This is a genomic window from Aquirufa sp. OSTEICH-129A (assembly GCF_054558355.1).
On sequence record NZ_JBPXKC010000001.1, the window covers coordinates 138,358 to 153,704 of the forward strand.

The window sequence follows — 15,347 nt, forward strand, 5'->3', positions numbered from 1 at the left end:
AGGCAGAAATTCTAAGTAAAATTAAGCTTTGATTTGTAATTTAACTAATAAGAAATCGTTCTATTAAATAGGATCGATTTTTTATTTTTCTCTTAAAATGATCAAGAATCAAACATTCCGTTTTTTTTGGATGTTTTTTATAGGAACCTTCCTGACCGTAGGAATGAGTTCTTGTTGGTCAGCGCGCTGTCCTAGAGAGACATGTCGTGTACGGGTAGAGCACCGTCACGGAGAAAGTTATTATCGGCCTAGAGAAGCATTTTCTTGGATGTGGACTCCTCGTTACAATCATGTGAGAACCTCCAACTACGCGACCATAGGACCTAATAAGCCTACAAAGAAAAGAGCCTGGTATCAATTTTATAAACCAGCTGATCGTGTTAGTTCCAAGAAACCCCGTTAAACCATATGCCTAAAATTGCACTAGCTGCCGGGGTTTTGAACCAACTACCCTTGGATTGGAAGGGTAATCAAGCCCGAATCATTACTATCATTAAACAAGCACAAGAGCAAAAAGCGGACATACTTTGTTTGCCAGAGCTTTGCATAAGTGCATATGGCTGTGAAGACCAATTTTTAAGTGCATTTACCTCTGAGAAAGCTTGGGAATCTTTAACTGAAATCTTACCCTATACCCAGGGAATACTGGTGTGGCTAGGCTTACCTTTATATTTTGAAGGGACTTTGTACAATGTAGCGGCTTGCTTAGTACATGGTAAATTGGTGGCACTTATCCCTAAGCAACACTTAGCCAATGACGGTGTTCATTACGAAACCCGATGGTTTAGTCCTTGGCCTGCCTCAAAAAGAGCTATCATATCCACTAGTTTAGGCCAAATCCCCATTGGTGATTACCGCATTGGGCTTCATGGTTTAACCATCGGCATTGAAATTTGTCAGGATGCTTGGGAAGGCGCTCGAAGGCCAGCTCATGCTCTAGCACATCGGGGTGTTTCCGTCATTTGTAGTCCTACCGCTTCCCATTTTGCTTTTGGTAAATCTAAAATTCGTCAAGGTTTAGCCCAAGAGGGTTCTCAAATCATCGGTGGAGCTTATGTATTTGCCAATTTATTAGGAAATGAATCGGGTAGAACCATTTTTGATGGGGATGCTTATATTGTAGATAAGGGACAAATTGTTGCGGAATCATCTCGTTTTAGTTTTCAAGACGGACAATTGATTGTAGCAGCAGTGGAGGTACAAGAATACAATCAATTCGATGAGGATATAATCCAGGCATACATCCCTATTTCTGAGGAAAAAAACTCGTATCCTTCTTTTAAAGCTGCTTCTTGGGAAAAATCCCCTTATCTAAAAGAAGAAGAATTTGCCAGAGCCCTAGGTTTGGCACTTTGGGATTACCTCAGAAAATCTAAATCTTTTGGTTGGGTTATTTCCCTTTCTGGCGGCGCAGATTCTTCCGCTATTTCAGCTTTATGCTTTTTGGCCATACGATTAGCCATAAAGGATTTAGCCTGGGAGGGAGTCAAAGAAAAATTATCCTATATACCTTGGTTGAAGGATGTATCATCCGAACAGGAATTAGTAGCACATATTTTAACGACTGCCTATCAGGGGACAGAAAATTCCTCTGATCATACCAGGGCCTCGGCTAAAGCACTCGCTGAATGCATTGGAAGCACGCATTATGATTGGAATATAGATGTTTTGGTTAAAGAATATCGAGGAATCATTGAGCAGGCCATTGGGCGTACATTAACCTGGGAAAAGGATGATATTACATTGCAAAATGTTCAAGCTCGTTTGAGAAGCCCAAGCGTATGGATGCTTGCCAATATCAACAATGCCTTATTACTAGCCACTTCCAATCGCTCGGAAGCTTCGGTGGGATACGCTACCATGGATGGTGATACCTCAGGTTCTATTTCACCCATTGCTGGCATTGATAAGACATTTATTCGTGAATGGCTTATTTGGATGGAGAAAATGGGATTAGCGGATAATTTGCGCCTAGAAGGACTTTCTCACGTCAATCAATTAGAACCTAGCGCTGAATTAAGGCCATTAACCTCGAAACAGGTAGATGAGGAAGACCTAATGCCTTATCCCATTTTAAATGCCATCGAACGCTGGGCATTTTATGATAAATTATCGCCTGCGGACTGTTTACAAAACTTGTTTCAGGTTTATGGAGAAAAATATACCAAAGAACAGCTCCGTGAATTTTGTAATCGATTCTTTCGATTATGGGCCAGAAACCAGTGGAAAAGAGAGCGTTATGCACCCGGATTCCATGTGGATGATTACAGCCTAGATCCTAAATCTTGGCTTCGATTCCCCATTTTATCCGCTGGATTAGAAAAAGATATTAAACCCTAACACATGCTCTTAGTAGTAGATATTGGAAATACAGATATCGTCTTTGGATTTTATACCGAAGGGGATTGGAAATTGATATTAAGGACACCCACCCACCAGCCTTGGACAACGCAAAGGATGGAAAATTGGATTCGTCAAGAATGGTTGGAGAAAAATATTGGTTCTTTAAAACCGCAAAAGTTAATCATTTCCTCCGTCGTGCCTTCGGTTTCATACCATGTACAAAAGGGCTTAGAGAATTGGTTGGCTATTTCAGCTATCTTGATGTCGCCCAAATTGTACAAGAAGTTTCCTATTGAAATTATTTCACCGGATGAAATTGGCTCTGATTTGGTAGCCAACTCGGTATATGCGCATCATGCTTACCAAGCTGATGTATTGATTGTTGATTTTGGAACAGCACTAACATTTACTTTGGTCAATGCCCAAGGAAAAATGGAAGGGGTTTCCATTGCTCCCGGTTTAAAAACAGCCGTGAAATCCTTATTTTCTCAAACGGCTCAATTGCCCGAAGTACCCCTCGAAATGCCTCAATCTGCGTTAGGTTTTGATACAGTTAGTGCTATTCAATCGGGTATTCTTTGGGGATATGTGGGCATGGTTAAAGAAATGATTCATCGGGTAAAGGATGAAAAAGGTCAGCATGTCAAAGTATTGGCCACTGGCGGTTTATCCTCTATTTTAACGCCATTGGAATCATATTTTGATGAGGTGAATAAATTAATCACCCTAGATGGCTTACGTTTAATTGCTGAAAATTACTTGGATTAATATGGTATCTACTCCTAAAGAAAGAGGCTTTTTTTTTCCTGCTGAATGGCATCCACATGAGGCAACATGGATTACATTTCCGCACAATGATCATTCCTGGCAAGGGGATAAATTGGCGCAGATGTACCCTGAATATTTTGCGCTCATTAAAGCGATTTCCCAAGGTGAGAAGGTAAGAATCAATGTCAATGATGCTAGATTGTCTGATTTTATCTTAGGTGAATTGCCTAAATATTCGATTGATTCTCAGAAAATTGAGTTATTTGTTCGACCGACCAATGACGCTTGGTGCCGTGACCATGGCCCCGCATTTTTAATAAAGAAGGATAGTTCGGAAAGATTATTGATTGATTGGGGCTATAATGCTTGGGGAGGTAAATATCCTCCTTTTGATGCGGACAATAGAATTCCACAAGCCATCGCTCAAGATTTAGGCTTGACATTCCAAAGTCCAGGTATCATCATGGAAGGTGGCTCGGTAGAATTCAATGGACAAGGTGCTGTTTTGACGAGTCGATCTTGTTTATTAAATCCCAATCGAAATCCACATTTGAATCAAGAACAGATTGAAAAATATCTGAAAGACTTTTATGGTGTGGAGCAAGTTTTATGGGTGAGTGATGGCATTGTGGGTGACGATACAGATGGCCATATTGACGATACGGTACGTTTTGTCAATGAAGATACTGTTATCACCATGATAGAACCCAAATTGGATGATGATAATCATGCGGTGTTGGCTCAAAATTTACAAGAGCTGAAGGAAATGAAGCTTTTGGATGGTCGTCCCCTGCGAATTGTTGAAATCCCTATGCCTGATCCCGTGGTAATCGATGAATTTAGAGCGCCGGGCTCCTATGCGAATTTCTATATTTGTAATGCTGCGGTCATAGTACCCATTTTTCATTGTCCACAAGATGCAGTGGCTTTGGATATCTTATCTCAATTATTTACAGATAGACCTGTGATTGGACTTTCCGCAAGAGAAATTATTTGGGGCCAAGGAAGTTTTCATTGTTTAACTCAGCAAGAGCCTAAGGCCGCTTTATGAGAAAAATCCTCCTATATTTTCTACTTATAACTTTGTTCTCTTGTAGAAAAGAGGCCATTCCTGTTAAAACAGCCCAGGCTGAAAAGCAATTTATTCCCAATAAACAAGTACAGTTTCGATTGAATCAAATTTTGGCTACCAATATTCAAGAGAATATCACACAAGCAGATGAATTATTACTGGTTTATTCCATTGTGGCCATTGAAAATCAGCAGGTGGTACAGATTCAACAGTCCTCGCATTACCTAGGAAAAGTAAAACAAGGTATAGCGCTTTCATTAAAAGCTATTCCTTCCTTGTCCCTTTCATTAAAGCCTGGTCAACGTTTAGGTATTCAAGTGACTTTGTGGGAAATAGATGATTATCAACAAATTAAGCGAGTATTGCGACAAGTAAACCAGTGGGGAGGGGTTTTGCAAGTTCCTGTATCTCTATTGGAATTATCTTCCGTGACTCATCCATTTGGCTGGTTCATGTGGGGATTAAAAGCGAGTGGTTTAGGTATGGAATTATGGAGTAAATGGGATGGGAATGATCGCTTGGGGATTTCAGAAATGCAAATTACTTGGGATCAAGTGGCGAGTTTGAACAAAAAAGGAACATGGAAAAGTGGACCTAAGATGCTCAATGACTATCACTATGATTTCTCTTATGAAATAAGCGTAAGGGATTGATGAATTAAAGGGTTTATTTAGGGAATATTCGTAATTTTATAAGCTTGTTGACGTTTATAACCCATTGGACAAGCAAAATTGCTAAACTATGCGCTTTCGTTTTTACTTAGTAGTATCTATATATCTTCTTTTTGCCCTTCCGAGCTCTTTGGCTCAAGAGGGATTTCCTATTCAGATTGGACCTAAAAAAATCAGTTCTGCGCAGTTTTCATCGATATACCGTCGTTTGATTGAAAGTGACAGTATCAAACCTGACAATAAGAATAAATTTTTATCAGATTATTTAGATTTATCTCTAAAATTAGTTGCGGCTGAGGATGAAAAATTGGCTGAAACACCGGGATTTCAAGAGGAATATGCCAGTTTCCGTAAGGAATTAGCTAGTCCCTACTTAGTGGATAATGAAAAAGTAAATTCCTTAGTAAAGGAGGCATATCAGCGTTTGAAGGATGAAAAGCAAGTAGCCCATATTCTAGTTAAATTACCTGCTAATCCAAGTCCGGGTGACACCCTAATTGCTTATCAGAAAATCGATAATTTGTATAAAAAGTTGAAAGCGGGAGAGGATTTTGCTTCCTTAGCACAGCGTTTTTCAGATGATGATTTAACAGCTAAAAAAGGTGGAAATCTAGGTTATATCACCAGTTTACAGACGCAATATGCCTTTGAGAATAAGGTGTATGAATTAGCATTGGGGGAATATTCGGCCCCTGTAAGAACTTCAAGTGGGTACCATTTGATTAAAATATTGAAACAACGTCCTAACCAGGGTAAAATTCGATTGGCTCATATACTCATTTCCGTGCCTGTAGATGCAGCTACTCCTTTTCAAGTTGAAGCTAAAAAGAAAATTGAGCAGGTAGAAGCCTATTTGAAGAAAGGTGAAAGCTATGAAGATGTGTGTCGGAATTATTCCGAGGATCCTTATTCCAAAGGTCGTGGTGGAGAATTACGTCGTTGGTATTATTCATCGGATTTAAGTGAGGAGCTTCAAGATAAATTATTTGGTTTACAGCGTTTGGGCGATATTTCGGAGCCTATCCGTACTAATTTAGGTTGGCAGATATTTAAGTTGTTGGATAAAAAACCGCTTCTTTCTTATGAAGAGATGGCCGAGTATTTGCGTCAAAAAGTAAATACTGACCCTGAGCGAAGTGCTTTAATCCGTCAGTCATTTATGAAGCGTGTACGCGTGGAAAATCGAGTTGCTGTTTTAGAAGAGTCAAAGAAAATGGCTTTGGAACGTTTTGCTCGTGACCGGGTTGGTGATGAGCCATGGTTACAATTTCCGCTTTTTAAAGTATTGGATAAGTCCTTTACTATTCAAGAGTTCTACCAGTTTATTGTGGCTCAGCAGCGCAGAAAGGTCAAAGAACTAGGTTATTTGCCTGCCATTTCAGAAGCAACCTGGCTAGAGGAATTCATTGATTCTCATACATTGCAAGCAGAGGAGCAGCATTTAGAAACCAAATATCCTGCTTTTAAGGAGCAAATGGCGGAGTTCTTGGAAGGTAGTTTATTGAGTAAAATTACGGATCGCGAAATCTTTGAGAAATCCTTGGATTCTTTGCGTCAACATGCTTATTATCAGCAGAATATGGCTCTTTTTACCATGCCTATAAGGGCTGAAGTGAAATTGATTTCTTCCGATAATGCCAAAACTTTGGCAGATGCCATGGAATTGCTCAAGTCCGCTCCTTACCCAATGAATAAGCGTTACCCCGATATTTTATTTAAATTGGGACAATCTGAATTAACTGCTAATGCCAAAAAAGTTTTGCAAGAATTGGGTTTATTGATGAGTAAAAATCGGGACTATGTGGTGGAAGTGACAGGGCATATAGATGGTTCTGAGCAAGACAGTTTGTCAGAAGCTCGTGTAAATCAAGTGGTCAAGTTTTTGGCGAGTAAAGGAATAAGTGGCGTCCGCTTCATTGAAAAGGATGAAGGAAAATTGGTTTCTGCCTCTAAAACGGATAAGGCTAAAAATGCTCGGGTAAGTTTTAAGCTCTTTTCCCAGTCGATGGATGATGTGGTAAAGCGATTTAATGCGATTAAACCTAAAAGTTTAGAAGCTACGGAGGGGATTTTCAAAAAAGGTGAAATTCCTGTTTTAGATGCTCAAAGCTGGCAACTAGGTAAAAAGAATTTGGAATTTGAAGGTCGATATGTTTATCTTGAGATTAAAAAAGTAGAAGAACAGCGTGTAAAGACTTTTGATGAATGTAGAAGTAGTATCATTCGTGATTTACAAGCACAACTAGATAAAGAGTGGCTTCAGAAATTGAAGAATAAGTATCCTATTGTTATTCAGCAGGAGGAATTACAAAAAATAATGCAATAATAAATTTATGAAATTGAATCGTTGGATTTTTGGAGGAGTGATGTTGATGCTGTCTTGGGCAGCTGTCGCACAAGAGGCAAGTAAAGGGACTTTATTAGACAAGATAATTGTCAAAGTAGACAATCATTATATTTTAAAATCAGAGGTTGAGCAGCAATACCAGCAGTATTTGTCGAGCGGTCAGGCCAACACACCTACACGCTGTCAATTATTGGAAGGTTTAGTCATCAACAAATTGATGTTAGCCAAAGCAGAGATTGACTCTGTGATTGTGGAGGATAAACGTGTGGAAATGGAATTAAATTCCCGCATGGATCAAATGGAAACGCAATATGGTTCATCAAAAAACATTGTGGAAGCCTTTGGCAAGTCCATCGTTAATTTAAAGGAAGATCTCCGGACCTCGCTAAAGGAGCAATTAACTGGGCGTAAAATGCAGGATAAAATAACAGGCGATGTAAAGATTACACCGAAAGAGGTAGCTGCATTTTTTGCCGCTATCCCGGCCGATTCCTTGCCTTATTTGCCCTCAGAGGTGGAAGTAGGTCATATTGTTCGTTTGGCTAAGCCAAATAAAAATCAGAAAGATGAGCTTGTGGCAAAACTATTGGATTATCGCAAACGTGTAGATAAAGGAGAGAGTTTCGAGGAATTAGCGAAATTGTATTCGGAGGATTTAGGAAGTGGTAAGCGCGGTGGAGATTTAGGTTTTTCTAAACGTGGACAGATGGTGGCTCCCTTTGAAGCTGCCGCTTTAAAATTAAAGCCCGGTACAATGTCAGATGTGGTAGAATCTGAATTTGGTTTCCACTTGATTCAATTGCTAGAGATTCGTGGTCAGGAGTACCATGCTAGACATATTTTGTTGCGTCCTGATTATCAAAAATTAGATTTAACTGAGCCTACTAAGTTTTTAGATAGTATTCGTGTGTTGATTCAACGAGATTCCATCAAGTTTGATCGGGCAGCTAGAGAGTTTTCAGAAGATAAACCTACGCAAGATGCTGGAGGAATGTTGATTGATCCAGGTACGCGCACTACCCGTATGCCTTTTGATAGCGGTATGGAGCCCGGCTTGTATTTTTCCTTAGATTCCATGAAAGTTGGTACTATTTCTACTCCGATTCCTTACCGTACAGAAGATGGAAGAAGTGCGGTACGTGTCTTATATTTCAAAGCCAAGCACCCGCCTCATTTTGCTAATCTAAAGGATGATTATCAAAAAATTGCTGCGATTGCTTTATCACGTAAGAAGAATCAAGCAGTTGAAAAATGGTTTATGAAAGCCAAAGATGATGTGTTCATTTTCATTGACGACGAGTATAAAGATTGTAATTTATTGGCAGGCAGTGTAACTGGAGAATAATGAACGACGTACAATTAGCCGAATCATTTGTTAGGGATTTTCAGCGAATCAAAGCGGCGGTTGCTGATCGCATTGTGGGTCAAGATGAAATCATTGACTTATTATTGATTTCTTTATTTTGTGAAGGTCACTGTTTATTGGTGGGCGTTCCGGGTTTGGCTAAAACCCGTTTGGTACATACGGTGGCAGCACTGACCGATTTAGAATTTCGGAGGATTCAATTCACACCAGATTTAATGCCTTCAGATATAATTGGGGCTGAGGTGATGGATTCCCAACGAAATTTTGTGTTCAATCGCGGTCCAATTTTTTCCAATATTGTTTTAGCAGATGAGATCAACCGTACTCCTCCCAAAACCCAATCAGCTTTATTGGAAGCCATGCAGGAGGAGACAGTTTCTGTAGCAGGAGAGAGTTATCCTTTGCCAAAACCTTTCTTTGTATTAGCGACTCAAAACCCGATTGAACAGGAGGGGACTTATCCACTTCCTGAGGCGCAGTTGGACCGTTTTCTATTCATGTTGGTCTTGGATTATCCATCCTATGAAGAAGAAGTGGCCGTGGTAAGAATGTCAGAGAAATCCAATGCTGAAACCTTGCCAGCTTCTATTTTGAATGCCCATACCTTGTTGGAATACCAAAAATTAGTAAAACGCGTGCCTGTTCCCGATCATGTTGTGGAAACAGCCGTGAAATGGGTGCATCAAACACGACCTAATTCTGCCTTAGCGACTGAAGTAAGCAATTCATATATATCTTGGGGTGCAGGCCCGAGAGCCTCACAAAACTTAATTTTAGCTGCTAAATGCCGTGCTTTATTGCAAGGTAGATTTTCTCCTAATGTAGAGGACGTTCGGGCAGTTGCGGTTCCTGTTCTTCAGCATCGCATCATACTAAACTATAAAGCTGAGTCACAAGGCTTGACGGCCGCGGAAGTGGTGAGAAAAATAGTCTTTAGTGATTAGTTATTAGGGTTTAATGATTAGTTATTAGGTATTAGTTATTAGGTTTTAGGGTTTAGGTATTAGTTATTAATTGATTATGTATTGTTTATTCATATACCTAATCACTAAACACTAATAACTAATTACACCGCCACCGGCGCCTTAATTCCCGGATGTGGGTCGTAGTTTTCTAAGGTGAAATCCTCGTAAGTAAATTCAAAGATATCTTTAACCCTAGGGTTTAATTTCATTTGCGGCAATGCTCTCGGTTCACGAGTTAATTGTTTTTCCACTTGCTCCATGTGATTGGAGTATAAGTGAGTATCACCACCAGTCCAAACAAAATCTCCTAGGCCTAAATCACACACTTGAGCGATCATCATGGTTAATAAGGCATAACTAGCGATGTTGAAAGGTACTCCTAAAAAAACATCTGCCGAACGTTGGTATAACTGACAAGATAGTTTACCATCGGCCACATAAAATTGGAAAAGAGCATGGCAGGGCATCAAGGCCATTTTAGGTAAATCAGCCACATTCCAAGCAGAAACAATGATTCTGCGTGAATCTGGATTGGTCTTTAGGGTATGAATAACTTCCTTGATTTGGTCTATGACCTGACCATTAGGTCCTTCCCAAGAACGCCATTGCTTGCCATACACAGGTCCTAAATCCCCATGTTCATTGGCCCACTCGTCCCAAATAGAAACTTCATGATCCTTTAAATATTTGATATTGGTTTCACCTTTTAAGAACCATAATAATTCATAAATAATGGATTTGGTATGTACTTTTTTGGTGGTCAAAATGGGAAAACCTTCTTCCAAGTTAAACCTCATTTGGTACCCAAATACACTTAAAGTGCCTGTTCCTGTACGGTCTGATTTAAAGGTACCGTTTTCTTTGATATGACGTAATAGGTCTAAATATGCTTTCATGGATTAATTTTCAAAGGCTTCTCCGTTCAACAAAAGGGTATGAGTAATCACTGAACTAGGTTCTAATTGGGCTGTGGCAGAGCAATACTTATCCATGGACATCTGAATCGCTTTTAGGGCTTTTCCTCCATCAATGGCTCCTTGTAATTCAAATTGAATATTGATGCTTCTAAAAGGAGTTTTCTCCGTTCCTTCAATCTTTTCCCGAGTACCTGAAATACGGATTTGAAAATCATCCACCACTTGTCTTTGTTTTTTCAAAATCAAGATAACATCAATGGCCGTACAACCACCTAAACCCATCAGGAGTAATTCCATAGGTCTAGCACCGGCATTATGACCGCCAATTCCTTCTGCGGCATCGATATGTACGGGAACAGGAGAACTGCCCCGCGCTTCGAAATGAAAATCTTGATCTATACGATTTAATACAACTTCCATATTATTTCAATTGACTTGATGTGATACGTTGTTTCCACAATTCCTTTCCTTCGGAATTCACTAAATTAATCTCTAAGATACGATCTTTTAGCGGACCGCTGACAGAAATATGGGCAAATGCACGTTGATTACTTGCCGTGCCCGGTACTAATGCCGAATTTAAGTCTTGTGGCGTAGGACTGGCAGTTCCGGCTGTCAAGGGTGACACGGTCAAGTCGTATAAGGGATAAGTGCCAGGACGATCCATTTTCCAAAAACTGGACCAATGGCGGTCTCCCGAAATGAATAAAACGCCGGGGATATTTCGGTTTTTAATTTCTTTCAATAATTGAGTGTGCTCCTGTTCGTAATTGGCCATGTTTTCAAATACTTTGGCCGGATTTATGACTTGTCCACCATTGACAATGATTTTAAAGCTAGCCCGACTGCTCGTCAAAGCGTCCAACAGCCATTGCAATTGTTTTTGTCCAAAATAATCTTTGGCTGGATTTTTTTCATCATTGGGAGCTTTAAACCAGCGGTCATCCATCATGAAAAACTCCACATCAGCCCATTGAAATGTTCCCGTAATAGCCTCATGGGGATAAACGAAATTGGGATTTCCCCAATAGAGTTTAAATAATTCCAAGGAAGTATGCTTTAAGGCAAAAGAACGATCGGCATCATTGGGGCCATAATCATGGTCATCCCAAATGGCATAATGGTGCGTGCTTGCTAATAAGGGTTGAACCGATTTTTGTCCACGCGTATGGTCATTCCGATGAATCATGCCGGTTCGTGTATTCCAATCGGCCTCTCGGTAATAAAAATTATCACCACCCCAAATCATGAAATCGGGCTTTTTGTCATAAATGGCCTTATAAATTTCATCGGCCCCTCCATAGGGTCTGCCCGGTCGGTCGGTGGCTTCTTCATTGATGTAATTGCATGAGCCAACCACAAAGTTGAAATTAGGTGGGTCGGTTCGGTATTGCCAAAGCGTTTGCGTTTGAAATTCCAAAGGATAATCAAAGTTGACTTTTTTACTGTCGACCCAAACTTCATAGGTGTATTTTTTACCCATGCTGACTTCATCCGCAATCATGCGCGCAATATGTGCTTGGGATTTTTGGGTAAGGATGGCAGGAGTGAGGTGTGCTGATTTATTGGACTCCGTACCTTTTTCCCAATATTTGATTTGAACTTGGGCAGGCTTCTCTGTTTGTACCCAAATGAGCACTTCTTTCATCTCAGAATAACCCAGCATAGGGCCACTTTTTACCTGAGAAAAAGTTGGGAAAAAACTAAGTATTGCTAAGATTAGACCTAGCTGAAAAAGTCTTATTTTGTTGGTTGACTGCATAGATAAGAAGATTAGCACTATCTTTGTGCCTTAATTTATTTACAATGGCCTATTATTCCATTCAAGGTATTCCTTTGACAACCCTTGCCAATCAATTTGGTACACCTCTATACGTATATAATGCTGACAAAATTAGGGAAAAAATCTCGGTTCTAAGAAACGCATTTGATGATATCTCTTTGTCGATTAAGTACGCATGCAAGGCCAATACCAATGTGTCCATTTTAAAATTGATGCTGGCAGAAGGAGTAGATTTAGATGTGGTTTCGCCACAGGAATTGGAATTAGGTTTATTGGCAGGTTACCGAGGAGATCAGATTACATTTACCCCCAGCGGAGTAGAATTTGAGGAAATAGAATTTGCGGTTTCTAAAGGGGCAATAGTTAATTTAGATAACCTATCAGTATTGGAAAAGTTTGGCCAAACCTATGGTTCATCTGTTCCATGTTTGTTGCGCATTAAACCCCATGTTTTTGGAGGAGGAAATGCCAAAATCATGACGGCACATCCAGAATCTAAATTTGGAATTTCCATTCATCAAAAGGCTGAAATTTTGACTTTGATAGAGAAATACCAAATCAAAGTCATTGGCTTACATCAGCATACGGGTTCGGATATTAAGGATGGAAAGACCTTTGAACAAGCGGCTTCCGCTTTGTTTGAGTTTGCTAAGGATTTTCCTGATTTAGAATTAATGGATTTGGGAGGCGGATTTAAAGTGCCTTATTCACCTGAGGATCCGGGTGTTAATATGCAGGAGATCGGTCAAATCATGGGCAATGCCTTCTTGAAGTTTTGTGCGCATTATGGCAAGGAATTAAAGCTTTGGGTGGAACCAGGCAAGTTTTTGGTGTCTGAGGCAGGTACTCTTTTGACCAAAGCGACGGTCGTTAAACGTGACCCGATTAAGACCTTTGTGGGTATCAACTCCGGATTGAACCATTTGATACGTCCTATGATGTATGGTTCTTACCATTATATATTTAATGCTTCCAATGAAGAAGATTTGCAGCAGGAGGCTTACCGCGTGGTAGGAAATATCTGCGAGACAGATACCTTCTCCTTTGATTTTGAAGGAAATCAAAACGAGCGCATATTGAATGAAGTAAAGGAAGGCGATATCTTAGCCTTTGCCAATGCAGGAGCTTATGGATTCACCATGGCATCGCATTATAATTCTCGCTTTTTACCAGCAGAAGTATTGGTAGACCAATCCGAAGCCAAATTAATACGCAAAAGAGATACTTTAGAGGATTTGGTGAGAAATCAGATATACTAGTGATTAGGGATTAGTGTTTATTTTTTAGTGATTAGTGCTTAAGAATCGCCATTCAACATGGCCCAGCGGTTTACACTGAACCGTAGGGATGTGAACATGGCGAACAGTGGGTGTATGAACATGTCAAAATGCGATAAAAACGGGAATTTTATACTTTTCTTTTCTTTAAACTTTGACGATGAGAAAAGAACGAAAGTATTTCAATTTGATTCTCATTTATTTGATAGTATAAAGTATTATGTCTCGCAATGACAACTCTACGAACATTTTTTTTTGAAACCTGAAACTTGGAATAAGTATGGATTATGAGAAATTAAGGAAATGACTTCTTCAATTTTTGTTGCTAGATTTTGTAATTCTTTTGTTGTCCAATTTTCTTGAAGATATTGGATTGTATTGTGTAATTCATTTAAAACATGATCCGTCCAAACAATTCTATAACCACTTTTCATAAAGCTGTTTGGCTTTTGAATGATTATTTAATTTCCCGTTTTCTGCCTCTTGCAATCCTTGTTCTATAGATTGTTTTTCTAATTCAGAAATACTGCTCCACCAATCTATATTTTCTTGCTTTTTTAACTCAAAGATTTTATTGAGTACAGTTATATCATCAATAGTAGATAGCCACTGAATTAATTCTAACTTCTTGCTTTGTATGATGGATTCTGTTTTCATAAACAAAATGTGTAGTATCTAAATTATTCCTAGATTCTGAAAGGTAATAACAATGATGTGAATTTATCAAGTATTTTCCCATTAATATAAAATTCTTTATATTTTCTACGAACTGTAGATACGTTTGAGGACTTATAGTGAAATCAGATATACTAGTGATTAGTGTTTAGGGATTAGTGTTTAGGGATTAGTGTTTAGTGATTAGTGTTTAGGGATTAGTGATAAGGGGTTTGGGAGTATTTGGGTGAGAGAATTGTCAAATTTCGCAAATTTGACAATTCTGACTTAGCACTTCGATGTATCAATTCCTTTGATGAGTAAGTACAAACAAAGAGTTAGTTCCCCTATAAATATTGGAATGGCTAGGTAAATGAACAAGGGATTGGCGAATCCTTGGGAGAGAAACATGGTAAAACTATTGATCAAATAGCAGAGTCCAGCGATCACATATAATACACCAATAAATCTAGGAATGGCATTGGTTTTGAAAATGACATATCCTATGAGGATGCAATAACATCCAAAGAATACCAAACCAATTCCATAACCTTGTGCTTGAATATTCAAAGACAAAAGGGCCATTGTTGCCTTTTGGCTGGCTTGAAAAGTACTTAAGTAGCTGTCATGGCTCAACAATAACAAAGGAGTAATTTGATTCAACAGATTGACGGCAATAATGGCCGTTTGAATGATAGCCATGGCTACAGCCATTTGTACGATCAGCTTGTTTGATTTTTTGAAAAAGTGGTAAATGATCAAAATGGTGGGTATTCCAAGCACAAAATTGATCAAGTCAGCAGCAAAACCCCAACGATAAAGCATTTCATGTGTTTGAATATTGTGGGCCGTGGCTATGGCATTATTTGGCACACGTAATGCTTGCCTGACAAAAACTTCTGAAAACAATCCTGTTCCAATCACCAGCAAATAGCAAAACCCTGCCAATCTGGCTAAATTTTTATCTGAAATCATGTTTTTAGGTGGTCAAAGGGATTGAAAAAGTTTTTCGTTAGAAGGAAAGTAAGCAATAATAGCCAAAAAATCAGGCTTATTCTTTTAGTTGGTGTGCCAGTTTAATACGCTATTTTCCACTTTATGCATGCCAGAAAAATAACCTAGGATTTTTAATGCTTCAGATTTGTCAAATTTTCAAAATTTGACAAATCTCTGTGACAAATCTC

General features: G+C 39.2%; 14 protein-coding genes. 9 read left to right on the plus strand and 5 right to left on the minus strand.

Annotation, left to right across the window (positions count from 1 at the left end):
* The first annotated feature begins 97 nt into the window (after nt 1-97).
* From SKC36_RS00615 to SKC36_RS00650, 8 genes are all read left to right on the plus strand, one after another.
* A complete protein-coding gene (locus tag SKC36_RS00615) occupies nt 98-403 on the plus strand; it encodes a hypothetical protein (protein ID WP_459454887.1) in 306 nt (101 codons plus the stop codon).
* Nucleotides 404-408: 5 nt separating this feature from the next.
* Complete coding sequence (gene nadE / locus SKC36_RS00620) at nt 409-2,340, plus strand: NAD(+) synthase (protein WP_459463970.1); 1,932 nt, start codon at nt 409-411, stop codon at nt 2,338-2,340.
* 3 nt (nt 2,341-2,343) lie between these two features.
* On the plus strand, nt 2,344-3,111 hold the full coding sequence (locus tag SKC36_RS00625; RefSeq protein WP_459454889.1) for a type III pantothenate kinase: 768 nt from the start codon (nt 2,344-2,346) through the stop codon (nt 3,109-3,111).
* Nucleotide 3,112: 1 nt separating this feature from the next.
* Nucleotides 3,113-4,162 (plus strand): agmatine deiminase family protein, encoded by a 1,050-nt coding sequence (locus SKC36_RS00630; RefSeq protein ID WP_459463972.1) that lies wholly within the window; start codon nt 3,113-3,115, stop codon nt 4,160-4,162.
* Entirely contained in the window at nt 4,159-4,836 is a 678-nt protein-coding gene (locus SKC36_RS00635) for a hypothetical protein (RefSeq protein ID WP_459452531.1), read from the plus strand. Before SKC36_RS00630 ends, SKC36_RS00635 begins: the two co-directional genes overlap by 4 nt.
* An 88-nt stretch (nt 4,837-4,924) precedes the next feature.
* On the plus strand, nt 4,925-7,180 hold the full coding sequence (locus tag SKC36_RS00640) for a peptidylprolyl isomerase (protein ID WP_459452533.1): 2,256 nt from the start codon (nt 4,925-4,927) through the stop codon (nt 7,178-7,180).
* Nucleotides 7,181-7,187: 7 nt separating this feature from the next.
* The gene (locus SKC36_RS00645; protein WP_459463974.1) at nt 7,188-8,546 is read left to right on the plus strand and encodes a peptidylprolyl isomerase; all 1,359 of its coding nucleotides are present in this window, start codon (nt 7,188-7,190) and stop codon (nt 8,544-8,546) included.
* Nucleotides 8,546-9,511, plus strand: coding sequence for an AAA family ATPase (locus tag SKC36_RS00650; protein ID WP_459463976.1), 966 nt, complete (start codon nt 8,546-8,548; stop codon nt 9,509-9,511). Before SKC36_RS00645 ends, SKC36_RS00650 begins: the two co-directional genes overlap by 1 nt.
* A 122-nt stretch (nt 9,512-9,633) precedes the next feature.
* On the opposite strand, the gene SKC36_RS00655 is transcribed toward SKC36_RS00650, so the two are convergent.
* Genes SKC36_RS00655 through SKC36_RS00665 form a run of 3 tightly spaced genes read right to left on the minus strand, consistent with a single transcriptional unit; the run spans nt 9,634 to nt 12,211 of the window.
* Nucleotides 9,634-10,428, minus strand: coding sequence for a thymidylate synthase (locus SKC36_RS00655; RefSeq protein ID WP_459463978.1), 795 nt, complete (start codon nt 10,426-10,428; stop codon nt 9,634-9,636).
* Nucleotides 10,429-10,431: 3 nt separating this feature from the next.
* Nucleotides 10,432-10,869, minus strand: coding sequence for an OsmC family protein (locus SKC36_RS00660; protein ID WP_459452540.1), 438 nt, complete (start codon nt 10,867-10,869; stop codon nt 10,432-10,434).
* 1 nt (nt 10,870) lies between these two features.
* Nucleotides 10,871-12,211, minus strand: coding sequence for an alkaline phosphatase D family protein (locus tag SKC36_RS00665; protein ID WP_459463981.1), 1,341 nt, complete (start codon nt 12,209-12,211; stop codon nt 10,871-10,873).
* A 44-nt stretch (nt 12,212-12,255) separates the two neighbouring features.
* On the opposite strand from SKC36_RS00665, the gene lysA reads away from it, so the two are divergent.
* Nucleotides 12,256-13,491 (plus strand): diaminopimelate decarboxylase, encoded by a 1,236-nt coding sequence (gene lysA, locus SKC36_RS00670; protein WP_459452543.1) that lies wholly within the window; start codon nt 12,256-12,258, stop codon nt 13,489-13,491.
* A gap of 435 nt (nt 13,492-13,926) precedes the next feature.
* On the opposite strand, the gene SKC36_RS00675 is transcribed toward lysA, so the two are convergent.
* Nucleotides 13,927-14,166 (minus strand): hypothetical protein, encoded by a 240-nt coding sequence (locus SKC36_RS00675; protein WP_459463983.1) that lies wholly within the window; start codon nt 14,164-14,166, stop codon nt 13,927-13,929.
* A gap of 285 nt (nt 14,167-14,451) precedes the next feature.
* Nucleotides 14,452-15,138 carry a DUF4386 domain-containing protein gene (locus SKC36_RS00680; RefSeq protein ID WP_459463985.1) on the minus strand — a complete coding sequence of 229 codons (687 nt, stop codon included), beginning with the start codon at nt 15,136-15,138 and terminating at the stop codon, nt 14,452-14,454.
* Nucleotides 15,139-15,347 lie beyond the last annotated feature (209 nt).

Bases quoted from the DNA above. Each gene is read 5' to 3' on its own strand.
- SKC36_RS00615 (WP_459454887.1), top strand. From the start codon at position 98: ATGATCAAGAATCAAACATTCCGTTTTTTTTGGATGTTTTTTATAGGA.
- nadE (WP_459463970.1), top strand. From the start codon at position 409: ATGCCTAAAATTGCACTAGCTGCCGGGGTTTTGAACCAACTACCCTTG.
- SKC36_RS00625 (WP_459454889.1), top strand. From the start codon at position 2,344: ATGCTCTTAGTAGTAGATATTGGAAATACAGATATCGTCTTTGGATTT.
- SKC36_RS00630 (WP_459463972.1), top strand. From the start codon at position 3,113: ATGGTATCTACTCCTAAAGAAAGAGGCTTTTTTTTTCCTGCTGAATGG.
- SKC36_RS00635 (WP_459452531.1), top strand. From the start codon at position 4,159: ATGAGAAAAATCCTCCTATATTTTCTACTTATAACTTTGTTCTCTTGT.
- SKC36_RS00640 (WP_459452533.1), top strand. From the start codon at position 4,925: ATGCGCTTTCGTTTTTACTTAGTAGTATCTATATATCTTCTTTTTGCC.
- SKC36_RS00645 (WP_459463974.1), top strand. From the start codon at position 7,188: ATGAAATTGAATCGTTGGATTTTTGGAGGAGTGATGTTGATGCTGTCT.
- SKC36_RS00650 (WP_459463976.1), top strand. From the start codon at position 8,546: ATGAACGACGTACAATTAGCCGAATCATTTGTTAGGGATTTTCAGCGA.
- SKC36_RS00655 (WP_459463978.1), bottom strand. From the start codon at position 10,428: ATGAAAGCATATTTAGACCTATTACGTCATATCAAAGAAAACGGTACC.
- SKC36_RS00660 (WP_459452540.1), bottom strand. From the start codon at position 10,869: ATGGAAGTTGTATTAAATCGTATAGATCAAGATTTTCATTTCGAAGCG.
- SKC36_RS00665 (WP_459463981.1), bottom strand. From the start codon at position 12,211: ATGCAGTCAACCAACAAAATAAGACTTTTTCAGCTAGGTCTAATCTTA.
- lysA (WP_459452543.1), top strand. From the start codon at position 12,256: ATGGCCTATTATTCCATTCAAGGTATTCCTTTGACAACCCTTGCCAAT.
- SKC36_RS00675 (WP_459463983.1), bottom strand. From the start codon at position 14,166: ATGAAAACAGAATCCATCATACAAAGCAAGAAGTTAGAATTAATTCAG.
- SKC36_RS00680 (WP_459463985.1), bottom strand. From the start codon at position 15,138: ATGATTTCAGATAAAAATTTAGCCAGATTGGCAGGGTTTTGCTATTTG.